We start from the raw sequence: 22,971 nt of genomic DNA, 5'->3' as shown, positions 1-22,971 counted from the left end.
AATTCGAGGTTTCCTTGCCCGCTTCTTCCGAACAGACCCCGGGCGAAAGCCCCGCTTTTACAGACCTCGCCCTGAGCGACGCCGTGCTCAAAGCGCTGCGGGACGTGGGCTACGAGTCCCCTTCGCCCATCCAGGCCGCCACCATTCCTCATCTGCTGTCCGGCAGCGACGTGGTCGGCCAGGCGCAGACCGGCACCGGCAAGACGGCGGCGTTCGCACTGCCCATTCTTTCCAAGATCGACATCGGCGAGGCGGTCCCTCAGGCGCTGGTGCTGGTGCCGACGCGTGAGCTGGCGATTCAGGTCGCCGAGGCGTTCCAGCGGTACGCCAGTTACATGAAGGGATTTCACGTACTGCCCGTCTATGGCGGGCAGAGCTACACGCCGCAGCTGCATAGCCTGCGCCGTGGCGTACATGTCGTGGTGGCCACACCGGGTCGCGCGATGGATCACATGAAGCGCGGCACGCTCAACCTTTCCTCGCTGCGTCATCTCGTGCTCGACGAGGCGGATGAAATGTTACGCATGGGGTTCATCGACGATGTCGAGTGGATCCTGGAGCAGATTCCCTCGGAGCGACAGATCGCGTTGTTCTCGGCCACCATGCCGGCGCAGGTGCGGCGCATCGCTCAACATCATCTGCGCTCGCCGGCGGAAGTGACCATTCGGAGCAAGACGACCACGGCGAGCAAGATCCGGCAGCGGTATTGGATCGTCAGCGGCATGCACAAACTCGATGCGTTGACGCGGATTCTCGAGGCCGAGCCGTTCGACGCCATGCTCGTTTTCACACGCACCAAGATTTCGACCGAAGAGTTGGCGGAGCGGTTGTCTGCTCGTGGGTTTGCAGTCGAGGCTTTGAATGGAGATATCGCGCAGGTCCAACGTGAGAGGACGATTGCGCGGTTGAAGTCGGGGCAGATCGATATCGTTGTTGCTACTGACGTTGCCGCGCGCGGGTTGGACGTGGAGCGGGTGAGTCATGTGGTGAACTACGATGTGCCTTACGATCCCGAGTCATATGTTCATCGTATCGGGCGGACGGGGCGGGCGGGGCGCAGCGGTGAGGCGATTCTGTTTATCGCGCCTCGTGAAAGAAACATGCTGCGTGTCATCGAGCGGGCGACTCGGCAGAACGTCGAGCAGATGCAGTTGCCCACCATCGAGGATGTGAACGAACGTCGCGTCGCCCGGTTCAATGAGAAGCTGACGGCGGCGATTGCTGCCAATGCCGGCCAGGCGTTTCTGCCGCTGATCGAGAGTTACGAGCGAGACAACAACGTTTCCGCCGCCGAGATCGCCGCCGCCCTCGCCAGCATCGCCCAAGGGGCCACTCCCTTGTTGCTCGAACCCTCGGCCCGCGCGTACGACCAGGACCCATCCGATCGCCCCCGCCGCGAACGCGCCCCTCGCCCCGATCGCGCCGCCCGCGACGAAAAATACGCCAAGCGCGCCGCTCGCCTCGAAGCCGAACCCTCTGACTCCTCGCGCCGTTCCGATCGCCCCACCTGGTCCGATCGAAGCGAAGACCGCGAACCCGCCGCCCGGTCGCCACGAGCTGCACGGTTCGAGCGAAGCGAAGAACGGGCGTCCGGCGCACGGTCGGAACGAGCCGCCTGGTCCGATCGAAGCGAAGACCGCGAACCCGCCGCCCGGTCGCCACGAGCTGCACGGTTCGAGCGAAGGGAAGCCGACGAATCAACAGGACGGCCCGAGCGAGCGACCTGGGCGCATCAAGCAGAGCGGCCCGACCGAGCCGCACGCTCCGAGCAAGCGGACGAGGTCGAGCAAGGGCCGCGGCCGCCGAATCGCCGCGAGCGTCGGGCGCTGCAGCGTGCCGAGCGCGAACGGCAAGGTCTCACCGGCGCACCAGGCGAGGTCGAAGCGAGCGTGACCGGAACGAGCGAGTCCGAAGCGGCTGAGACATTCCCTGAAGAACGGCATACGGAACGTGCTGAGGCGGAGGCCACTACAGAGGATCAACGCGAGCGCCGACCAAGGCGCGATGCCGGCGACGACAGGCCTGCCCGCCGCGAGAGCCGCGACAGGTTGGAAAGCCGCAGCGGGGATGAGAGCCGCGAGGGCCGCCGGCGCGGCGGCGACGAGGACGTGGAAACGTATCGGGTCGAAGTCGGCCTGATGCACGGCGTCAAGCCAGGCAACATCGTCGGCGCCATTGCCAACGAAGTCGGCCTGGAAGGTCGCCACATCGGCCGCGTGGTGATCCGCGACGATCACAGCTTCGTCGATCTTCCTTCGGGCATGCCCAAGGACGTGTTTCGCACGCTGCAGAAAGTCCGCGTCGCGGGGCAGCCGCTCCAGATCAGTCGAGCCCTGAAATCGCACGTAGAAAAGCTCCGACGCGAGCGCCCGAGCGCGCCGAAATTTGGTAACAAGACCGAGACCAGAGGCGCGAAGCCGAAGTCCCGCGCGCCACGCGACAGCAAACGCCGTCGTTGAATCCGGCGGCTCGCGCCCACCAACGCGAGCCGTCCGATCATCACCAAACCCCTATAAATAAAGCCTGAAAACGTTGCGGCCGAAATCCGAGCCGCAACCAGGCGTGACTCGATCCAGATTGGCCGATGTGATCCAAGTCACAATCGCCGGCGCCAATGTTTGTTTGCAAACGTCGGGGGACAGCGACGTTGCCGCTATTCGCAGACAGGATTGAGTATTCGCCGGGGGTCGCTATGCTCCATCCCGCGTCAAGACATTGGGTGCCTCTCCGATGGGTAAGGAGCCGCGCAAGCGCGAAACTGGCGTCCAATGATCACAAACGGATCCGCATGGAGTGCGGATGCCGCAGCGGGTCGAGGAGTCTAGAAAACTTCTTCGTCTGACTGAAACAAGGTGACAGCCGTGCCGGCGGCGCGTGTGCGCGCGCAACCAGCGGCTATCGCCACCTCGAGAGGGAGCAATCGAGGCTCGCTACCGTCAAGGGCAAACCCGTCGAAAGTCGGGGACGCAAAGCTACCGGTCTAAAGGGCTCACGCCCGATGACAGCGGGGCTGCCGAATTAGCGAGAACACACTGTGCCGCAAGCACGGCTGTTCTATGTGTACGCGAGTACACCGATGATTCGTCGGGTCGCAGGTGAGTGACCCCGTCCGCCCTTGGAAATTTCACGCCGCGCGCGCGAGCGCCGGCAGATGTAACAAGGGCTGTCTGATGCAGAAGGCGAATGTCGGGAAGTGGGTGCAGCGTGGTGGCTTGCTGGCGCTGGTGATGACGGGTGTGATGACCGCGGGTTGCGGTGGTGGTGGCGGTGGCGGCGGCGCCGCGTCAGCCAGCGCTTCCGGCGCTTCCGGTGACGGCAGCGCCAATAGCGGCGCGAACTCCGCGCCAAAGATCTCCGGTACTCCGGTCACGGAGGCCGCCGTCGGTAGCAACTATTCGATGACGCCGAACGCCACCGACGATGACGGCGACACGCTCGCGTTCTCCATCCAGAACAAGCCCGACTGGGCGCAGTTCAACACGGCCACCGGCCAGCTCTCCGGCACGCCGACCTCGCAGGCCAGCACCAACGACATCGTGATCACGGTCAGCGATGGCAAGGCCAGCGCCTCCCTGACGGCCTTCTCGATCACCGTCGGCGCGACCGGCTCGACGCCCTCGCAGGCCGCTTCCGGTCCTGGCGTGTCTCTGTCCTGGGACGTGCCGACTCGCACCGAGTCGGGCGAGACGCTGCAGGATCTGGCGGGCTATCGCATTCACTACGGCACCAACCAGAACGCGATGGTGCGGTCGATCGAAGTGGCCAGCGCGGGTCAGAACACCTTCACGGTGCAGAACCTGCCGCGTGGCACTTATTACTTCGCGGTGCGTGCCTTCACGGCGTCGGGCGAAGAGAGCAAGCTCTCCAACGTCATCTCGCGCACGATCAGCTAACTCGCATCGTACGCAGCTCCTAGAGGATCTGACGGGAGGGATTGGCGTCGCGCTGACGCCAATCCCTTTTTATTTCTCAGTTCGCCGAAGCGCTCGCCACGTAGCGGTCGACCTCACGTCCCAGCAGCTCCAGCGGCGCGGTGCCGGTTCGGAGCACCACGTTATGAAACTGCTGAGGCGAGAACTTGTCGCCAAGCGCTTCGCGAGCGCGATCGCGCAGCTTCAGAATCTCCAGCTGGCCGATCATGTAAGAGCAGGCCTGGCCGGGATACACCACGTAACGTTCGACTTCGCTGGCCTCGAGGCCGTAGTCGATGGCTTGCTGCCTCGTCCATTTCTTCGCGTGCAATCCAGTGTCGACCACCAGACGCCGTGCGCGGAACAACTGCGCGTCCAGCATGCCAAGCAAGCCTTCGGGATCGCCTTCATACCAGCCGTTCTCGGCCACCAGATTCTCCGCGTACAGCGCCCAGCCTTCGGACATGGCCGAGATCCCGCCCAGCACGCGCGCCTGGCGGAACTTGGGCAGCTCGGTGTTCTCCTGCTCGAGCGCGATCTGGAAGTGATGACCCGGCACGGTCTCGTGATACACCAGTGTGCGCAGCCCGAACTTGGTCATGCGCTGCGGCCGCAACGGCATCTGAAAGATCGCCGAGCGCGAGCCATCGAGTGGCGCGCGGTTGTAGTTGGCCGCGGCGCTCGCCTCACGAAAGCGAGGGAATGGTTGTGCGACCACCGGTGACTTCGGTTGCAGATCGAACAGTGACGGACTGCGCTTGAGCGCGTCGGCCATCATGGCGTCGATGTCACGCATGATGGCGGAGCGGCTCGCATCCGATGTTGGATCGGGATAGGACAAGTCGGCGCGCAGCTGCTTGACGCGCTCGGCGACCGTGCCCTGAGTGCGGCCGAGCTTGCGGAAGATCTTGTCCATCTCGCCTTCGATGCGCGCCACCTGTTGCAAACCGATCTCATGGATCTCATCGGCGGTGAGCTTGGTGGTGGTAAAGCGGCCGAGCGCGTACGCGTAGGCCTTGTCGCCGCCTTCGAAGCGCCACAAGCCGGCGTCGTTGGTGGTGTTCGGCAGGATGCCTTCCAGCAGCGCGATGGCTCGACGCCACGCCGGATACACCTGCTCGGTGACGATCCGCGTCGCCTGGCCTTGCAACTCCGTACGTTGCGCGGTGCTCAAGCCCTCGATGTTCTGAATGCGCTGAGCAAACGCGGTCACCAGCGGATTCTGTGCCGGGGCGGCGTCGCTGAAGGTGCGCATCGACTTGAGCGTGGTCTCCACGATGAACCGCGGCGGCACCATTTTCTTGGCGGCCAGCCGACGCGCCTCGGCCACTGCTTCGTCCATGCGCGTGCCGATCTGCTTCATGCGAGCCACGTAATTGGACGCGTCTTCGGGTTTGACCAGCGGATGGCGCAGCGTGAGCGACTCGACCAGGCCCACATTGGCGCCACTGAATTGGTCCAGCGGAAAGTCGTAATCCAGATAGGCTTCGCCGGCGACAATGGTTTCGAGCTGCCACTGCATCAGCTCGGCGGAGACGCGCTGCGCCTCGCTCATCTTGCTGCGATCGTATTTCTGCAAATCCGCGAGCCCGCGCTTCGCCAGCTTGATGCGTTCCAGCGAGTAGGCGCGCGTGCGCGGCGTGAGTTGCTGCTCGAGGCGGCTCTGTTCCTCGCCCGAGAAATACCGCGAGCTGGTCGCGAGGTCCGGATTGCCGCGCACCCATTCATCGCTAAAGCGAGCGAAAAACGCGTCGACGGTGGAGCGGCTGGGTTGAGCCTGGGCGCTCCGGGTCGGAGCGGCTCGGGTGGAACTTTCCTGGGCGCAGGCCAGGCCTGGGAGCAACAAAGCATAGGTCAGAGTTGCCAGCAGCTTGCTTCTCTGCATTCACTTCCCCTCGAATCTGCAAATGGATGTAGCGCCAACCCCTACAGCCTCGGGGCCGGCTATCCCTCGACATTAGCATGCTCGCAGGCTTTGCCCGTAAGATGCGCCCCCTCCATGAACCCCATCGTCAATATCGCCGCCTACAAGTTCCTGCCGCTGGACAACCTGAAGGCGCTGCGCGTCCGATTGCAAACGCTGTGCGCCGATGCCGAGCTCAAAGGCAGCATCCTGCTCAGCCCCGAGGGCATCAACCTGTTCGTGGCCGGGGGCGAGCCGCAGATCGAACGGCTGCTGACGGAGCTGCGCAGCTGGCCGGGGCTCGCAGACCTGCAGCCCAAGTTCAGTCACACCGATCACCAGCCGTTTCGTCGCATGCTGGTGCGGATCAAGCGGGAGATCATCGCATTCGGCGTGCCGGGCATCGATCCCGCCCGGCGCACTTCGCCGAAGCTGGCGGCGCGCCAGCTCAAACAGTGGCTGGATGAAGGTCGGCCGATCACGCTGCTCGACACGCGCAACGATTACGAGATCAAGCTCGGCACGTTCAAGAACGCGCTGCCCATCGGTGTCGATCACTTCCGCGACTTTCCCGCAGCCGTCGCCAAGCTGCCGGAGGAATTGAAAGAACAGACGGTGGTGATGTTCTGCACCGGCGGCATCCGTTGCGAGAAGGCCGGCCCGTATATGGAGCAGGTGGGCTTCAAGAACATTCTGCAGCTGGATGGCGGCATCCTGAAATATTTCGAGGAAGTGGGCGGCGAGCACTACCAAGGCGAATGTTTTGTGTTCGACCAGCGCGTCGGCTTGGATCCCAAGCTGAGCGAGACTCAATCGGCGCAATGTTTTCAGTGCCAGTCGCCGCTGACTCAGGCCGAGCAGGAACATCCGCATTACGTGCCGGGCCGCTCCTGCCCGTATTGCTTCAAGACGCCCGCCGAGCAGATGGCAGCGAACATCGCGCGGCGGCATGAAACGATTCGCAAGCTGATCACGCCGCTGCCCGGCAGCCAACCGTACGATCACTACAAGCCGGTGAACGTGCCGGTGGAATGCGATGGCCAGACCATCGTGGAGACGCTGTATCGCGTGGTTCGATACATTCCCATCGAAGTGTGGGAGCAGAAGTGCGCGGACGGCTTGATTCTCACCGCGGAGAAGGGGCCCGTCGCCGCTACGCATCGGGTGAGGACAGGCGAGCGCTATCTGCATCGGTTGCCGGCGGTCATCGAGCCGGCGGTGAACATGGACGTGCGCATCCTGCATGAGGATGAAGCCATCGTCGTGGTGAACAAGCCGGCGCCGCTGCCGGTTCACTCCGGCGGACGTTTCTATCGCAATACTCTGCAATGGCTGCTGTTCGATGTGTACGCGCCGCAGAAGTTGCGGCCCGCGCATCGTCTGGACGCGAATACCACCGGTGTGCAGGTGCTGACTCGAACCCGCCATTTCGCTGGGCTCGTGCAGGACCAGTTTGCGCAGGGCCAGGTCGATAAGGTGTACCTCGTGCGCGTTAAAGGACATCCCGAGGCCGACGAGTTTGTTTGCATGGCGCCCATCAGCAAGGAGCCGGGCAAAGTCGGATCGCGCAGCGTGGATTTAGAGGATGGGCTGCCATCGCACACCGATTTCCGCGTCCTGCAACGTTTCGGCGATGGCACGGCCTTGTTGGAAGCACGCCCACGTACGGGGAGAACCAATCAGATTCGGATCCACGCCGCGCACCTCGGCTGGCCGGTATGCGGAGATCCGGCATATTTCGGCGGCAACGAAGTGGGCGAGACGCAGACCCTCAGTGTCGACGCGCCCCCGTTGTGTCTGCACGCGTTCGAGATTACGTTCAGACATCCGGTGAGTCGTCAGCCGGTCACGTTCAGGGCGCCGCCCCCGGCTTGGGCGGCTGCTGCCAGCTGATCCCTATTGTTTCATCCGACCATGGGCGCCAATCCAATCTCTGCCGCCGATGCTTTCGCCGCCGAACGGGCCCGGCTGTTCGGCATCGCCTATCGAATGCTCGGCTCGCGCGCGGACGCTGAAGATGTTCTGCAGGACGCCTGGCTGCGCTGGAGTGAATCGCAGACCGAGGAGCTGCGCTCCACTCAGGCCTGGCTGACCACCATCGTCACGCGGCTGTCCATCGATCGGATGCGTTCAGCCAAGGCCCAGCGCGAGGTCTACATCGGTCCGTGGTTGCCCGAGCCGCTCGCGGACATCGATTCGGCCACGCCGGAGACCAAGGCGGAGCAGGCCAGCGATCTATCGATTGCTTTTCTGAACATGCTCGAACGGCTGGGGCCAGAAGAGCGCGCCGCTTTCGTCTTGCACGATGCTTTCGACTGCGACTACGACGACATCGCCGCCATGCTTGGCAAGAGCGCGGCTGCGTGCCGGCAACTCGTGCATCGAGCTCGCGAACGAGTGACCAGCGAGCGCCGGCGTTTCCAGGTCGATGAGCAGACCCGACTGCGTATGCTGGAGCGTTTCGTCAGTGCCGCCAACGACGGCAACATCGAAGAACTGAAGTCGCTGTTCGCGAGCGACGCACACCTGATTTCCGACAGCGGCGGCAAGGCCACCGCGGCCCTTCGGATACTGCACGGCGCCGAGCGCATTGCGCAGCTTTGGATGATGATCTTCCGTCGCGGTCTGGTCATCGACCGACGCATCGTGCGAGTGAACGGCGAGCTGGGGATTGCCACTTCGTTCAACGGCAAGCTGCATTCGGTGACCACCATCGACACCGACGGCGAACGCATTTACGCCTATTACACGGTCGCCAATCCGGACAAGCTGGCGGATTTTTCGCGCGCCGGCTGAAGGCTGTCACAGCCCGCGGAGCTGTTTCGTCTATAGGGCGTAAACACCCTTTGGAGGACAGTCTCATGAGTCAGAATCGCCCGTACAACATCATGAAGCACCCCGACGTGTTCAAGGCCATGATGGGCCTGGCGGCCACGTACGAGAACTCAACCCTGGAGCCGGCGCTGCTGGAGCTGGTCAAGATCCGCGCCTCGCAGATCAATGGCTGCGGCTTCTGCCTCGACATGCACACCAAGGACGCGCGTCTGGAAGGCGAGACCGAGCAGCGGCTGTACCTGGTGAGCGTGTGGCGCGAAACCTCGATTTACAGCGAGCGCGAGAAAGCGGCGCTGGCGTGGACCGAAGCCGTGACGCGTCTCGAAAATCAGCACGTGCCCGATGCCGTCTACGATCAGGCCAAGGCTCAGTTCAGCGACGAAGAGCTGGTGCGTCTGACCATTGCTGTGGTGGTCATCAACGGCTGGAACCGTTTAAACATTGCCTTCAATCTTCCGGCGGGCAGCTACAAGGCCGGTAGCTTGAAGGCCGCGCGAGCGCCGGCTTCATGAGCGCTTTGTCCGCTTGCTGACGAGCCATCCTTGCGGGCGTGCGACGACTCGATTCGGCGCATGCCTGCCCTCGCATCGGTTTGCGTTGCCTGCGGGGACGGAGGCATAGTCGCGGCCAGTCTCACAAGGAACTCGCCGTGGTCAAGTCGTTGCAGGTCGTTGCGTTCGCTGCTCTGCCTTTGTTGTTTGCGTCGTTATCTTCGAGTGCCGCCGGTCGCACCATGGCTGATGTGCTGGCGGCTTCGAAGCCGTCGGACTGGCGGCCTGTCGACCCCGAAAATACTTTGTATATGGACCTGGCTGCGGGTCGCATCGTGATCGAACTGCAGCCAGAGTTCGCGCCCAAGCACGCTGCCAATTTGCGCGCGCTGACGCGAGCGAAGTATTTCGATGGGCTGGCGATCACGCGCTCGCAGGACAACTTCGTCGTACAGTGGGGCGAAGCGCACGCTCCGAAGTCCTTTGGTGAGGCTAAGCCTGCTTTGGCGCCGGAGTTCACTCGGCCGGCCGCCGGCCTGAAATTCACCGCGCTGCCCGATCCGGATACTTACGCGGCGCAGACCGGTTTCGTGAATGGCTTCCCCGCCGCTCGCGAGGCTGCTCAGGGCTCTGCCTGGCTGGTGCACTGCTACGGCATGGTCGGCGCCGGTCGCGACAATGACGCTGGTAGTGGCAGCGGCGCGGAGTTGTACGTCGTGAATGGGCATGCCATTCGGATGCTCGATCGGAACATCACTTTGGTAGGTCGTGTGCTTCAGGGTATGGATGTGCTTTCGACCATGCCCCGCGGCAGGGGGCCTATGGGGTTCTATCAAAAGCCGGAAGAGCGTACGCCCATCATGCAGATTCGGTTGGCTGCTGATGTTCCCGTTGCCGAGCGCACCAACCTCGAAGTGCTACGTACCGACACCCAAACCTTCACCGACCTCATCGAGTCGCGCCGCAATCGCACGGACGAATGGTACAAAGTCCCCGCCGGCCGCATCGATGTTTGCAGCGTCCCGCTGCCGGTTCGAAAGGCGAAGTAAGCGAGGCGATAGCTGGGGCGGAGATGGCGCCACGGCCTCCTGCACGCATTGGCTAAGCTGGTGCGGGCTCGACATGGGAGCAGCGCGCGAGAAGGTGCGCACGGCAAATGCCCTGCTGAAGTTGCCGAAAATCGCCGCGGCGATGGCGCGGTGAGTTGAGCTATGCGAAGGTTCGCGCGCTAACGCGCGTGGCCTGCGCCAACACCGAAGACACGCTACTCATGTACGCGCTCCACGGCACGGCCGTGCATGTGGAGCGCATCGTGCGCGACTTCCGCCGCTGCAAGGAGGCCGAGGAGCTGGGCCGAGAAGCGCATCAGCAGATCAATCGCAAGCTCACCTGGTTCCACGACGAAGGTGGCATGCTCGTGATCAAAGCACGACTACCCGCTGAAGCCGGTCAGATGTTCATCAAAGCCATCGAGGCTGCATGCGACGAGATTCCGATGAAAGATGACGTTTCCGCGGAAACGCCGAATGTTAAACGGCGCGTCCATCCATCGGCCCAAAGGGTGGATGCCCTGGCCATGATGGCGGAAACGTTTCTCGCCCAAGGTCCGGTCGCGCTCAAAGGTGGCGATCGACATCAGATCGTGGTGCACGTGGACGCCGAGACGCTGCGGGACAGTACGGCGGGCCGTTGTAACTTCGAACATGGGCCGAGCGTTGCTGCGGAAACGGCGCGGCGCCTGTCCTGTGATTGCAGCATCGTTCCTATCGTTGAGAACGCACACGGCGAGCCCCTCAACGTAGGCAGAAAGACCCGCAGCATTCCGCCCGCACTACACCGCGCGATGAAGTCACGCGACCGCGGCTGCTGTCGCTTCCCCGGCTGCCCCAACACGCGCTATCTCGATGGCCACCACATCCAACACTGGGCCCACGGTGGCGAGACGAAACTCTCCAATCTCGTGAGCCTCTGTCGTTTCCATCACCGCCAGGTGCACGAGGGCAACGTTGTAGTCCTCACGCTCGACGACGGCGCGATCCGTTTCGTCACACCGACCGGAAAATCCTTCGACAGCACCCTACAGAACCACACCCAGCCCCTCGGTGATCGGCAGCAACTCGTCGCCACGCACGAAGCACTAGGGCTCCACATCGACCGCCGCACCGCCGCCACTCGCTGGGACGGCGAAACTTACGACCACGCATGGGCGATCCAATCGCTATTACATCGCTTGCGGACCGGTTGAGCCGGAAGTGGCGAGTCTCGCAGTGTCATGAGCACTAAAATCGATAGCTGATCTTGGTCAGCAACTGTTCTCATCGCGCAGACCGCGCTGGGACAGTCGTCTGCTATAGCCCCGCGATCATTGCTTCGGAGTCGCATACCGATTGCGCTGGGCGCGTGACGCCCCTGCGATCGGGATTTCTGCGCTTGAGCCGCAAGGGATCATTGGTCTACGGCGGCATGGCCGTTTCAGACCGAAAGCGGAGATGAGGCTCGTAGTACGAGCCTCGTCGAAGTTTTTTACACGTGCGATGAGCAGCGTGAGTTGCCGCTGACTTACACGTAGCCTTCGCTCGGAAATAGGCAGCTACGGGAGACGCAGTGTCGCCGCTCGATAATTGCTGGCGATGAGGATATTTTGGCTGATGTCATCAATCCATTCTAGCCCCAGATTCGATGCCGTGCGGTTGTCTAAACACCTCTAACAAGGCGGACTTCCAAATGTCTGACGCAGAAACACTTGAGATGATGCGGCGGGAGTTAGAGAGACTTCGCGAGGAGATGAAGGAGCGAGAGCCTAGCGTTCTTGGTGGGCTGCGAACGTTGTTTGCCGATGGAGTGAAATGGCAGCGAGGCGAAAGGGATTTCCCCCGATCGGCGGCGCTCGGCGTTCTGTTTGCATATCTACGCCCGAGGTTGGTATTGACCGTGGCGGGAATTGGGGCTCTTGTTATGACGGGTGTGCAGGTTGCACTTCTTAAGCAGCAAAACACTCTGATCGGCAATCAGAATTCGTTGCTTGAATCACAAACACGATCTACTCAATTGGCCGCCGTGACAGATGTCTTGAGCAAGCTAAACTCAGATGACAAGAAGCAAACAGAGTTGATTATAGCTGGCCTTGAATCGTACGGAGGCCAAGCTCTGGCTCCGCTGCTTGTGATTGCCCAAGGGGGCGATTCAGAGCTCGCCGATAGGGCCCTAGATGCTGTGATTCGTAGCGCGAAGATTCACGAAGGATCCCAGATCGAGGATGTTATAAACCTCTGCTTGTCGATGCTTCAGGAAGCCGTTTCATCAGAGAAGACCAACAAGAAGTTGCTCGCCCGTGGCCTTCACGTCTTCACGCGCTACTCCGATGCGTTACCGGCGGAAACCATCAAGGATCTCCCATCCGGTTATGCGGATGTGGCCATATTTATAGACACGTTGGCCGCTAAGGTCACTGAACTGCTCGCGAAGGAAGATACATCGAGATCGGTGACGGCGAAGATTCTGCTGACGCGGACTTGTGGCTTTCGGCGTCGAGATATCCAAGTGCGCGGACCAAATGGTGCAAGAACTTGGCCGTTGTTGAAACATCTGATCTTGGTGAGAGTACGTTCGCTCAGTGGACTGCGTACTGTGCCCATGCGGACGATCCAATTCAGCGGGCTCTGGGAGTGAAGGGAGTCACGAGTATCTTCGTTCCTTCCGAGTAGTGCAGCCTGCCGCTGAATGAGGTTCTTCTGGGGGAGCGCAGTTTGTGCCCGACGAAGTCGGCTGCGATGATTCGAGTCGGTAATCTATACGTAGCACGCGCGTCACAGGTGTGGCTAAAGATGGGTTTCGTTCTCACGCGTGCAATCCTCACCGTCTTGCACGCGCTTCTTTGGCTCTACTTACTAGTCAAGCGTGAGAGGGGCGTGCTGATCCCATTTTGGCTGTTCAATTGGCGAACATATGTGTTCGGGCTATTTGTTCTTTACTTCACAGCCATTATGACTTGGTGCGGATTTTGCTTGGTGGTTGGTCGGCGGGATGGATTGGCGGAATAGTGTTCTTCTTTGTCTTCTTCCGCGACTATGGCCTACCACGAACGCATGTCGCCGGCGACTGATCGGGGTGTTTGCTCAAGCTATGGCACCTAGTCGCTTTCTTGTTAAGTGTTCGCGTCTGATCGGCTGGTGATCAAAGCTGACGCTCGCTGAATTTGTGCGGAAGGCGAAGGTCCGCTCCTGGCCGAAAGCGACGTACGTTTGTGACCCATCGCGGCCATCTGCAGCGGTTCGTGACGCGCGCCACGTGGATCATGATGCAGTGAATCTCCTCATACAATGCTCCGGCGCGCAATCCCCTTGAAGGCGCCACGCAGGGTCGCAAGAAACGATCGAACGTCTTCGTCAGCCAGCTAGTAAGTAGCGGGGTCATACCGCGCGGAATGGCCGAGGTGGATCGTAGCGGAGTCGCCGCCAATCTCGGCCGCGTGGCGAGAGAGCGCGGTGAGGAGGTCGCACTAGCCTTTCCTGAGTTTCCGGTCGTCGAGGTCCAGCGAGCGGCCGATGATTTCGCGCATGATCTCGTTGCTGCCGGCGAAGATGCGGCTGATGCGGGCGCCGGTGTAGAGGCGAGAGATTTCGTATTCGTCCATGTAGCCGGCACCGCCGTGCAGTTGCACGCAATCGTCGACGACGCGGCCTTCCAACTCTGTGGTGAGTAGCTTCACCTCGGCGGCAGTCACGGCGTCCAGCCGGCCGGCGTTGTGTTCAATGACGCACTGGTCGACGAAACATTGAAGGGCGTCGATTTGTGCCTGCATGTCCGCGAGCTTGAAGCGGGAGTTTTGGAATGTGCCGATCGGCTGGCCGAAGGCTTTGCGTTCCTTCACGAACTCCAGCGTGATCTCGAAAGCAGTGCGCGCCGCCTGCAATGAGCCGACCGAGGTGATCAATCGTTCCTCGGCGAGAAAGGTGGTGAGGTACTGGAAGCCCTTGCCGGGCTCGCCCAGTACGTTGCTCTTGGGCACTTTCACATCGTCGAAGAACAGCTCCGAGGTATCCTGCGCCTTCAAGCCCATCTTTTTCAGATTGCGCCCGCGGCGAAAACCTTGCATGCCTCGCTCGACGATGAACAAGCTCAGCCCGTGCTTGCGCGCCGGGTCGGTGCGAGCGGCGACGATGAACACGTCGCCGATCTGTCCGTTGGAAATGTAGGTCTTGGAGCCGTTGAGCAACCAGTGATCGCCGCGATCTTCGGCGCGAGTCTTCATGCCGGCGAGGTCGCTGCCGGCGCCGGGTTCGGTCATCGCGATGCCGAGGATGGCTTCGCCGGAAACGCACAAAGGCAGCAGCCGCTTCTTTTGCTCCGGCGTGCCGAGATGACCGATGTAGGGCGCGACCAGCCGCGAGTGCAGCGTCATGAAGAAGCCGCTCTCGCCCCAACGACCATTCTCTTCGATCAGGATCTGCTCGTAGCGGAAATCCGAGACGCCGGCGCCGCCGTACTCCGGATCCGTCCACATGAGCAGATAACCCTGCTCGCCCGCTTTGAGATACGCCTCACGATCCACCGAGCCCTGCTCGCGCCAGCGCTCGCCGTGCGGGCCGATCTCCTTTTGGAAGAATCGACGCGCCGCCTCACGGAACTGCTCGTGCTCGGGATCGAAGATCGTTCTACGCATGCTTATTCCCAGTCGTACTGCTCAGCGCGGCGCCATGCGAATCGCGCCGTCCAGGCGCACCGACTCGCCATTGAAATAACCGTGCGACACACCTCTAAGGTCAGCGAAGCGTACTCTTCTTGGGGAATGGCACAAATGTGGTCAGAGGCGCTCAATGATGGTCACATTGGCCATGCCGCCGCCTTCGCACATGGTCTGCAGGCCATAGCGCTTGTTACGTTGTTTGAGCGCGTACACCAGCGTGGTCATCAGTTTGGTGCCGGATGCGCCGAGCGGATGACCCAGCGAGATGGCGCCGCCGTTGACGTTGAGCCGCGCGGGATCGGCGCCAGTTGCTTTCAACCACGCGATGGGCACGGGTGCGAACGCCTCGTTGACTTCGAACAGATCGATGTCATCGATCTTCATGCCTGCCTTTTTCAGGGCGCGTTCGGTGGCAGGCAGCGGCGCCTCGAGCATGATCACCGGATCGTGTCCGAGCAGTGACATGTGATGAATGCGCGCCAGCGGCTGCACACCCAACGTCTTCAGACCTTTCTCGTTCACGATCAGCACGCCCGACGCGCCGTCGCAAATCTGGCTGGCCGTCGCGGCGGTGACGCGGCCGCCTTCCTGGATCAGCTTCACACCGCGAATGCCTTCCAGGGTGGCGTCGAAGCGAATGCCTTCGTCCACCGTGTGCAGTTCCTTGTTGCCATCGGGCAGGGTGATTTCGATGGGCACGACCTCCTGCTCGAAGGCGCCGGCCCGAGTCGCTGCGATGGCGCGCTGGTGCGAGCCGAGCGCGTACTCGTCGAGTTGATCCTTGGAGATGTCGTATTTCTTGGCCATCATCTCCGCCCCCAGGAACTGGCTGAACTCGATGCCGGGATAGCGCTGCTTGATGGCCTCGCCGTTCGGACCGCCGAAGCCGTTCTTGGCGGGCAACACCATCGACAATCCCATGGGCACGCGGCTCATGCTTTCCACGCCCGCCGCGATCACGATGTCATGCACGCCGGACATGACGGCCTGCGCGGCGAAATGCACGGCCTGTTGCGACGAGCCGCACTGACGATCCACCGACGTCGCCGGCACGCTTTCCGGTAGCTTGGACGAAAGCACTGCGTTGCGCGCCACGTTGCTCGACTGTTCGCCCACCTGGCTGACGCACCCCATGATGACGTCTTCGATCAAGGCCGGATCGGCTTGCGCGCGGTCCACCAATGCATCCAGGACCTTGCCGGCCAGATCGGCCGGATGCCAGCCCGACAGACGACCCGCCTTGCGGCCGCCCGCCGTACGGGCCGCCGCGACGATATACGCAGTGCTCATGTCATTCCCTGCAGGTTGCTCGGAAGCGCCAGAGTCGTCATTGGACGCTATCGCGGAAAGTTAATCAATCAGTTAAAGAATAGCCGACCCTGTTTGTTTCGAGGATGTCCGCATTAGAATGCGCCATTGCCAGATTGTCCGACCGAGAACCGATGTCCCGCGTGCCAGCCCGAGCCGAGGCTAAAGAAAGCAACCGTTCCCGCGCCAAGCGGCCACGCAAGGCGGGGCGTATCGCCCGAGCCGCCATGCCCACAGATTTCAACGCTCGCGACCAGCTGCTCGACACGGCCAGCCGGTTGATGAGCGACCGGCACGGCCTGAATGTTTCCTTGAGCGAGATCGCCGAGCACTCGGGCCTGAATTCGGCGCTGGTCAAGTACTACTTCGGCAACAAGGAAGGGCTGATGGTCGCGCTGGTGGAACGCGATGCCGCCGTCGAGCTGCAGCGGGTGCGCCATTTGCTGGACATGGATATCTCGCCCAGCGAGAAGCTGCGCTTGCATATCGCCGGCATCATCAACGCCTTCTACCGACGGCCGTACCTGAACCGGCTGATGCATTCGCTGCTGGATCATCGCGAGGCGGAGAGCAGCAGCGCACGAACCATCGCGCGCGTGTTCGTGCGACCTTTGATGGAGTTGCAGGCTCAGCTGTTGGAGCAAGGCGTCAAGGCAGGCGAGTTCAAGCCGGTCGAGCCGGTGTTGTTCTATGTGAATCTGACCGGCGCCTGCGATCATCTGTTCAACGCGCGCTATGCGTTGCAGTCCATCGTTGGCGGCGCCGGCGTGACCGACGCCGTGCGTGAGCGCTACATCGCGCACGTCTATGACATTTTCATCAACGGGCTGCGCAACCCCATGCCAGCCGCGGCGGCGCCGGCCGCCAAAGCGGCCAGCAAGCCGCCCACCAAGTCACGCCGTGCCAGCGCACATATGAAATAGTTGAGCGCGCCCTGGACCTTGGCCACACTCCGGGCATTGTCCGAGAGAGTTCGTCAACAGAGATCAAGACATGGCCGAGAGCACCTTCAATTCCGATCGCCCACGTCGCTGGCTGCGCCGGTTGATCCTCGGGGTGGTGCTGCTGGCCGTGTTGCTAGGCGCGCTATGGACTTGGTTCAGCCTGAGCTGGTCCTATTCGGAAGGCGAACGCGCCGGCATCCTGCAGAAGTTCTCCCGCAAGGGCTGGATCTGCAAGACCTACGAGGGCGAACTGGCGCTGTACGTGGTGGGCGGCGTCGCTCCGCAGATCTGGCACTTCAGTACACGCGACGAGGAGTTGGCCAAGCGGCTCGCGGCGAACGTCGGGCGTAGCATCCGGCTGCACTACAGCGAACATCGTGGCATTCCCACTACGTGCTTTGCCGAGACGCCGTACTTCGCCGAAAGCTTCACTCTGGTATCGGACCAGGAGCGTTGAAGGAGTCCTGTCATGACCAGCGTTTACGATTTTTCGGCCAACAGCCTGGCCGGCCAGCCGGTCGCGCTGCGCGATTTCGCCGGCAAGGTGCTGCTGGTGGTCAATACCGCCAGCAAATGCGGCTTCACGCCTCAGTACCAGGGCTTGGAGGCGCTGTACCAGCAGTATCGGGATCGCGGGCTCGCGGTTCTGGGCTTTCCATGCAATCAGTTCGGCGCGCAGGAGCCGGGCACGGCCGAAGAGATCGGCGCCTTCTGCCAAAAGAACTATGGCGTCAGCTTCCCCATGTTCGAGAAAATCGACGTGAATGGCGCCACGGCCCATCCGCTGTATCGCTGGTTGAAGAGCAGCGCCAAGGGCGTGCTCGGCAGCGAGGCCATCAAGTGGAATTTCACCAAGTTTCTGATCGACCGGCATGGGCAGGTGGTCGAGCGCTTTGCGCCTACCACCAAGCCCGAAGATCTGAAGGCCAAAGTCGAGGCCTTGCTGTAAAGGATGTGAGATCGATGGGTTCGATGCTCAAAGCGGCGCTGGCGCTGACCTGCGCGGTTATTGCCTGGCCCAACTCTTCGCAGGCCGAGCAAAAGCCGCTGTGGGAAGCGGGCCTGGGCGTCGGCGCGATGGCGTTCCCGGACTACCGGGGTTCCGACGAAGTGAATGCCTATCCGTTGCCGCTGCCGTACTTCGTGTATCGGGGCCAGTTTCTGAAAGCGGATCGTGAAGGTTTGCGCGGCGAGCTGTTCGATCAGCGCTACCTCGAATTGAGCCTGAGCATGAACGCCACTGTCCCGGTCAGCAGCGACGACAACGAGGCGCGCGAGGGCATGCCCAACCTGCGGCCGACGTTGGAGTTCGGTCCGTCGCTCGAAGTGCATCTGTGGCGTTCGTCCAAGGAAGACATGAAGCTCGATCTGGTCATGCCGCTGCGATTGCCGATCACCCTGGAAGGATCGCCACAGACCTTGGGCTGGAATTTTTCGCCGCGCCTGAACCTGGACATCGCCAACATTGCCGGCCAGGCGGGCTGGAACTTCGGCATCGGTGTCGGGCCGCTGTTCGGCGCGGCCGAGTATCACGAATATTTCTATTCGGTGGCGCCGCGCTTCGCGACGGCGGAGCGTGCCGCCTACGAGGCCAACGGCGGTTATTCAGGCACGCATGTGCTCGCCGCGATTTCCAAGCGCTTCCCGAAGTACTGGGTGGGCGCATACATGCGCTACGACAATCTCCACAACGCCGTATTCGAGGACAGCCCTCTGGTCCGTCAGCAGAACTATGTGACGGGCGGGATCGGCATCGCCTGGATGATCGGCAAGTCCAAGCGCATGGTGGAAGTCGGCAACGACGAATGACAGGCCGGCTCACCCTCCCGCGGGAAGGTGAGCGGCTGTGAAGCTGGGCTCAATGTCTCTGGGTGGCTTGCGAATGCTCGCCACCGGGCCGTGAAATTCCACCCAGCGCCTGTCCGGCTTCATCCTGCGCGCCGCGTTCCAGCGCCAGATCGCCCAACGACAGAATGCCCACCAGGCGTTTATCGCGATTCAACACCGGCAAGCGACGCAGGCGCTGCTCGCCCATGTTGCGCATCACTTCCTCGATGGTCTGGTCTTCATAGCAGTATTTGATGTCGTTGGTCATGACGTCGCCGATGCGAGTTTCGGCGCCGCGACCTTCAGCGACGGCGCGCACCGCGATGTCTCTGTCGGTGATCATGCCCACCAATCGGTCGTTGTCTTGCACCGGCAACGCGCCGATGTCGAGCTCGGCCATCAGGTGAGCGGCCTCGCGGATGGTCTGGTCCGGGCGGACCATGCGAACGTCTGGAGTCATGGCTTCGCGGATTTTCATGGCGATCTCCTGGAGCGGAGGTGAACGAGCGTTAGGCTCGGGGGAGGTCCCTCTGTAAGGTCATCAGTAAGCCTGCGGTTCCGCGCCTGGAAGTGCATGCACTACACTGCGCGCCTTATTGCAACGCTGTCGCAAGCGCCAGGAAAGTCGCAGATGCCGCTATCACAGATCACGCGCTTGGAGAGTCCCGCCGGATTGGCCGTCGAGCTGCTGGAGAACGGCGCCGTGCGACGCATGGACCACGGCGAAACCATCGTCAATCTGTTCCTCGGCAACGAGTTGGAAGGCGGCGTGGCCAATCTGTACTTGCGACGGTTGAACGCCGACGCGGTGCAGTACATCGAACTGCTCGGGCCGCGCAGTCCAACCCGCTTCACTCGTTCAGGCGATGCGTGGATTGGCGCGGGCGAATGGTCGGGCGTTCGCTATACGGTTCAACTGCGACTCGCGAGCTCAGCGCCCGCGTGGTTCTGGCAGGTGAGCCTGGAAAATTCTTCAGGCACGGCGCAACAGCTCGACGTCATTTATGTACAGGACGTGGCGCTCGCCCCGTATGCGACCGTGCGCCTGAACGAGTTCTACGTCAGTCAGTACGTCGACCACACCCCGTTGTCACACCCCAAGCACGGCCATGTGGTGGCGTCCCGCCAGAATCTCTCTGCCGGCGGTTGCAATCCATGGTGTGTGATCGGCTCGATGCGACAGGCCGTCGGTTTCGCGACCGACGGAATGCAAGTGCATGGGCTGGCCAGTCGCGCAGGCGAGCGCCCGATTGGAATCGTGCAGGGTCTGCCCACTCGACGGCTGCAGCACGAGCATTCGATGGTGGCGATCCAGGACGAGCCTTTACAGCTCGCGCCGGCCGAGCGTGCGAGCACGGGGTTCTTCGGCAGCTTGAGTGCCGATCATCAAGCGGCGACCTCGCCCACCGATCTGGATGCAGTCGATCGAGCTCTTGCGCTGCCAGAGGCGGCATTTACGGAGTTCGATCTCACGCCTGGCGAGGCGATCGATGCATCGACCTTGTTCAGTCACGCGCCGCTATTGAAGGCGCTCGATCTTCAATCGGACGAGCTCGGTGAGCTGTTCGGCACGCAGCGTCGTCACGAAGAACGGGACGAACAGGGCAACGTACTTGCTTTCTTCCATGATGCCGACAGCCATGTGGCTTTGCGCGCCAAGGAAACCCGGGTGCTGCGCCCTCACGGCCACATATTGCGCTCGGGTCGGCACACGACGCCGGACGAGCTGGCACTCACGTCTACGGTGTGGATGAATGGCGTGTTCCACTCGATGCTCACTCAGGGCCATGTGAGCTTCAACCGGTTGCTGTCCACCGTGCACAGCTATCTGGGGCTGTTCCGTTCGCACGGGTTGCGTGTGTTTGTCGACATCAGCGGCGAATGGCAGTTGCTCGACACGCCTTCCGCCTTTGAGATCGGGCCGGACGCGTGTCGATGGATTTACAAACATTCCGGCGGGCTGATCGAAGTTCGCAGCGAGGCTCGGGCCGAGCATCAGATGAGCTTGCAAATCAGCGTGCTCTCGGGGGCGGCGCCGAGAATTCTTGTTTCGAGTCACGTCGCGCTCAACGGCGACGATGGCAGTGTGCTCGGCGGGGCGCAGTGGCGTCAGGATGGCAGTGAAGTTGTCATTCAACCGGCCGAGAACAGCGATCTCGCCAAGCGCTTCCCGCAAGGGTGCTTTGTCCTCACGCCGCATGCCGACGCGAAGCTGGAGGCTGTTGGCGGGGATGAGCTTTTGTTCCGCGATGGACGTTCACGTCAGCAGCCGTTCGTTTGCATGGTGATCGCGGCCACCAAGTGGTTCGCACTGACGGTGCGCGGCAATCTGGTGACCGAGAGTATCGATGTGCCGAAGTCGAGCGGTGCGCCGCTGGTCGAGCTGCTGGGTATCGAGGCGCCGGCCGGAAGCTCGCATGCGGTGCAAGTCGATCGTCTCGCGGAAATCCTGCCTTGGTTCAAGCACAACGCATTCGTGCACTACCTGTCGCCGCGTGGGCTGGAGCAATACTCCGGAGGCGGATGGGGCACTCGCGATGTTACGCAGGGACCGGTGGAGATGCTGCTGGCGATGGGCCACTTTGCACCCATTCGCGACTTGCTGTTGCGAGTCATGCAGGCGCAGGCGGCGGATGGCGACTGGCCGCAATGGTTCATGTTTTTCGATCGCGAACGAGACATTCGGGCCGGGGATTCACACGGCGATATCGTGTTCTGGCCGCTACTGGCGCTGGCTCAATACCTGGTTGCTTCGGGCGACAGCTCCATTCTCGACGAGCCGGTACCGTACTACACGAGCGGTCATGCCATGCCGGCCGTTTCGGTTTGGAAACATGTGGAGCGTGCGCTCAAGGTGATCGAACGGCGCGTCGCCGGTGGCACTGCACTCGCAGCATATGGTCATGGCGACTGGAACGACGCTTTACAGCCGGCCGACCCGGCCATGCGCGAGCACCTGTGCAGCTCCTGGACGGTCACGCTTCATCATCAGGTGCTGATAACGCTGGCGCAGGCGCTGCGAAGCCTCGGCCGCGAGCCGGAGGCGGCGCGCTTCGAGAGTTGGGCGGAGAACGTCAAACGCGATTTTCAGCACGTGCTGCTGGTGGATGGTGTGCTCACCGGTTACGCCTTGTTCGAAGACAAGGGCAAAGAAAGCTACCTGCTGCACCCTCGCGATGGCATCACTGGCGTGCGTTACAGCTCGCTGGCGATGATTCACGCCATCCTCGAGGACCTGCTGAGCCCGGAACAGGTACAACAGCATCTGCGCTTGATCGATCTGCACCTGAGCGGGCCAGATGGCATTCGCTTGTTCGACCGGCCGATGAACTATCACGGTGGGCCGCAACGTTTTTTCCAGCGCGCCGAGAGCGCGACGTTCTTCGGTCGCGAAATCGGGTTGATGTACATGCATGCGCACCTTCGCTACGCGCAAGCGCTGGCGCGAGTCGGTGAGACTGAACGGTTCTTCCGGGCCTTGTGTCAGGCCAACCCGATTGGCATCCAGAGCCTGGCGCCCAGCGCGACGCTGCGGCAGTCGAACTGCTACTACTCCAGCTCGGACGCCGCGTTCGAAGATCGCTACCAGGCGAGTGCGGAATACGAGCGGGTGGCTCGCGGCACCGTGCCGCTCGATGGTGGCTGGCGCATATATTCCAGCGGCGCCGGCATCGGGCTGGCACTGATCGTGCGTCGATTCCTCGGGCTCAGTATCGAGGCTCACGATGTCACGCTCGATCCGGTCATCCCATCGGCGCTGAGCGGCCTGCGCGTGCGGCTGTCGTTGTTCGGTAAGCCCGTGTCGCTGGTCTATGAAGTCGACAGCGCCGGCTGGGGCGTGAGCGAGGTGAACGTCAACGGACAGAACATCTCGCTGACTCATGACGCGAATCCTTATCGCAAAGGCGCCGCGCGGATCGACCGAGTGACCCTGATCGCGAGGCTCGATCAGCCGGACAACACGATTACAATCAAGGTAGGGTAACGGTCCGCGGCGTGAACCTCAGGGGTGCGAGCCTGGATGGGCTCGCGAGGGTTGCGCCGCCTCGCGGGTGAACCAAGCTGG

General features: G+C 62.1%; 17 protein-coding genes, 1 pseudogene and 1 riboswitch. Of the genes and pseudogenes, 13 read left to right on the top strand and 5 right to left on the bottom strand.

Annotation, left to right across the window (positions count from 1 at the left end; genetic code table 11):
• Positions 1-14: 14 nt before the first annotated feature.
• Positions 15-2,459: a DEAD/DEAH box helicase gene (locus tag JM946_RS30170; protein ID WP_230979440.1), complete on the top strand. Its 2,445-nt coding sequence runs from the start codon at positions 15-17 to the stop codon at positions 2,457-2,459.
• 472 nt (positions 2,460-2,931) lie between these two features.
• A riboswitch (cyclic di-GMP riboswitch) is annotated at positions 2,932-3,018 on the top strand.
• Between the two features lie 152 nt (positions 3,019-3,170).
• Positions 3,171-3,893 (top strand): putative Ig domain-containing protein, encoded by a 723-nt coding sequence (locus JM946_RS03865; RefSeq protein ID WP_203165814.1) that lies wholly within the window; start codon positions 3,171-3,173, stop codon positions 3,891-3,893.
• A 76-nt stretch (positions 3,894-3,969) separates the two neighbouring features.
• On the opposite strand, the gene JM946_RS03860 is transcribed toward JM946_RS03865, so the two are convergent.
• Positions 3,970-5,796 carry a DUF885 domain-containing protein gene (locus JM946_RS03860; protein ID WP_203165813.1) on the bottom strand — a complete coding sequence of 609 codons (1,827 nt, stop codon included), beginning with the start codon at positions 5,794-5,796 and terminating at the stop codon, positions 3,970-3,972.
• 114 nt (positions 5,797-5,910) lie between these two features.
• Here JM946_RS03860 and JM946_RS03855 point away from each other — a divergent pair, with 114 nt between their 5' ends.
• From JM946_RS03855 to JM946_RS03830, 6 genes are all read left to right on the top strand, one after another.
• A complete protein-coding gene (locus JM946_RS03855) occupies positions 5,911-7,707 on the top strand; it encodes a sulfurtransferase (protein WP_203165812.1) in 1,797 nt (598 codons plus the stop codon).
• Between the two features lie 21 nt (positions 7,708-7,728).
• Complete coding sequence (gene sigJ, locus JM946_RS03850) at positions 7,729-8,610, top strand: RNA polymerase sigma factor SigJ (RefSeq protein WP_203165811.1); 882 nt, start codon at positions 7,729-7,731, stop codon at positions 8,608-8,610.
• 65 nt (positions 8,611-8,675) lie between these two features.
• Complete coding sequence (locus JM946_RS03845; RefSeq protein WP_230979439.1) at positions 8,676-9,161, top strand: carboxymuconolactone decarboxylase family protein; 486 nt, start codon at positions 8,676-8,678, stop codon at positions 9,159-9,161.
• 221 nt (positions 9,162-9,382) lie between these two features.
• Positions 9,383-10,189, top strand: coding sequence for a peptidylprolyl isomerase (locus JM946_RS03840; protein ID WP_203166545.1), 807 nt, complete (start codon positions 9,383-9,385; stop codon positions 10,187-10,189).
• A gap of 188 nt (positions 10,190-10,377) precedes the next feature.
• Positions 10,378-11,385: an HNH endonuclease gene (locus tag JM946_RS03835; RefSeq protein WP_322110890.1), complete on the top strand. Its 1,008-nt coding sequence runs from the start codon at positions 10,378-10,380 to the stop codon at positions 11,383-11,385.
• A 479-nt stretch (positions 11,386-11,864) separates the two neighbouring features.
• Entirely contained in the window at positions 11,865-12,809 is a 945-nt protein-coding gene (locus tag JM946_RS03830; protein WP_203165809.1) for a hypothetical protein, read from the top strand.
• An 829-nt stretch (positions 12,810-13,638) separates the two neighbouring features.
• On the opposite strand, the gene JM946_RS03825 is transcribed toward JM946_RS03830, so the two are convergent.
• The 3 genes and pseudogenes from JM946_RS03825 to JM946_RS03820 form a co-directional block, all read right to left on the bottom strand.
• The gene (locus JM946_RS03825) at positions 13,639-14,802 is read right to left on the bottom strand and encodes an acyl-CoA dehydrogenase family protein (protein ID WP_203165808.1); all 1,164 of its coding nucleotides are present in this window, start codon (positions 14,800-14,802) and stop codon (positions 13,639-13,641) included.
• A 21-nt stretch (positions 14,803-14,823) separates the two neighbouring features.
• A pseudogene (locus JM946_RS31515) lies at positions 14,824-14,921 on the bottom strand (3-hydroxy-2-methylbutyryl-CoA dehydrogenase); the annotation flags it as partial.
• A gap of 22 nt (positions 14,922-14,943) precedes the next feature.
• On the bottom strand, positions 14,944-16,116 hold the full coding sequence (locus JM946_RS03820) for an acetyl-CoA C-acetyltransferase (RefSeq protein WP_203165807.1): 1,173 nt from the start codon (positions 16,114-16,116) through the stop codon (positions 14,944-14,946).
• 245 nt (positions 16,117-16,361) lie between these two features.
• Between JM946_RS03820 and JM946_RS03815 the strand changes: the two genes are divergently transcribed.
• The 4 genes from JM946_RS03815 to JM946_RS03800 all read left to right on the top strand — a co-directional run bounded on the left by JM946_RS03815 (position 16,362) and on the right by JM946_RS03800 (position 18,887).
• Positions 16,362-17,057: a TetR family transcriptional regulator gene (locus JM946_RS03815; protein ID WP_203165806.1), complete on the top strand. Its 696-nt coding sequence runs from the start codon at positions 16,362-16,364 to the stop codon at positions 17,055-17,057.
• A 70-nt stretch (positions 17,058-17,127) separates the two neighbouring features.
• The gene (locus JM946_RS03810; protein ID WP_203165805.1) at positions 17,128-17,535 is read left to right on the top strand and encodes a hypothetical protein; all 408 of its coding nucleotides are present in this window, start codon (positions 17,128-17,130) and stop codon (positions 17,533-17,535) included.
• Between the two features lie 12 nt (positions 17,536-17,547).
• Positions 17,548-18,027, top strand: a complete 480-nt coding sequence (locus JM946_RS03805) for a glutathione peroxidase (protein WP_203165804.1) — start codon at positions 17,548-17,550, stop codon at positions 18,025-18,027.
• Positions 18,028-18,041: 14 nt separating this feature from the next.
• Positions 18,042-18,887 carry a MipA/OmpV family protein gene (locus JM946_RS03800; protein ID WP_203165803.1) on the top strand — a complete coding sequence of 282 codons (846 nt, stop codon included), beginning with the start codon at positions 18,042-18,044 and terminating at the stop codon, positions 18,885-18,887.
• 49 nt (positions 18,888-18,936) lie between these two features.
• Here the strand turns inward: JM946_RS03800 and JM946_RS03795 are convergent, their stop codons facing one another.
• The gene (locus JM946_RS03795) at positions 18,937-19,383 is read right to left on the bottom strand and encodes a CBS domain-containing protein (RefSeq protein WP_203165802.1); all 447 of its coding nucleotides are present in this window, start codon (positions 19,381-19,383) and stop codon (positions 18,937-18,939) included.
• Positions 19,384-19,536: 153 nt separating this feature from the next.
• Here JM946_RS03795 and JM946_RS03790 point away from each other — a divergent pair, with 153 nt between their 5' ends.
• A complete protein-coding gene (locus JM946_RS03790; protein ID WP_203165801.1) occupies positions 19,537-22,890 on the top strand; it encodes a GH36-type glycosyl hydrolase domain-containing protein in 3,354 nt (1,117 codons plus the stop codon).
• Positions 22,891-22,971: the final 81 nt, after the last annotated feature.

This window comes from Steroidobacter gossypii (genome assembly GCF_016801985.1).
In the GTDB taxonomy this organism is placed as follows: Bacteria; Pseudomonadota; Gammaproteobacteria; order Steroidobacterales; family Steroidobacteraceae; genus Steroidobacter; species Steroidobacter gossypii.
This window is presented reverse-complemented; position numbering and strand designations above follow the sequence as displayed.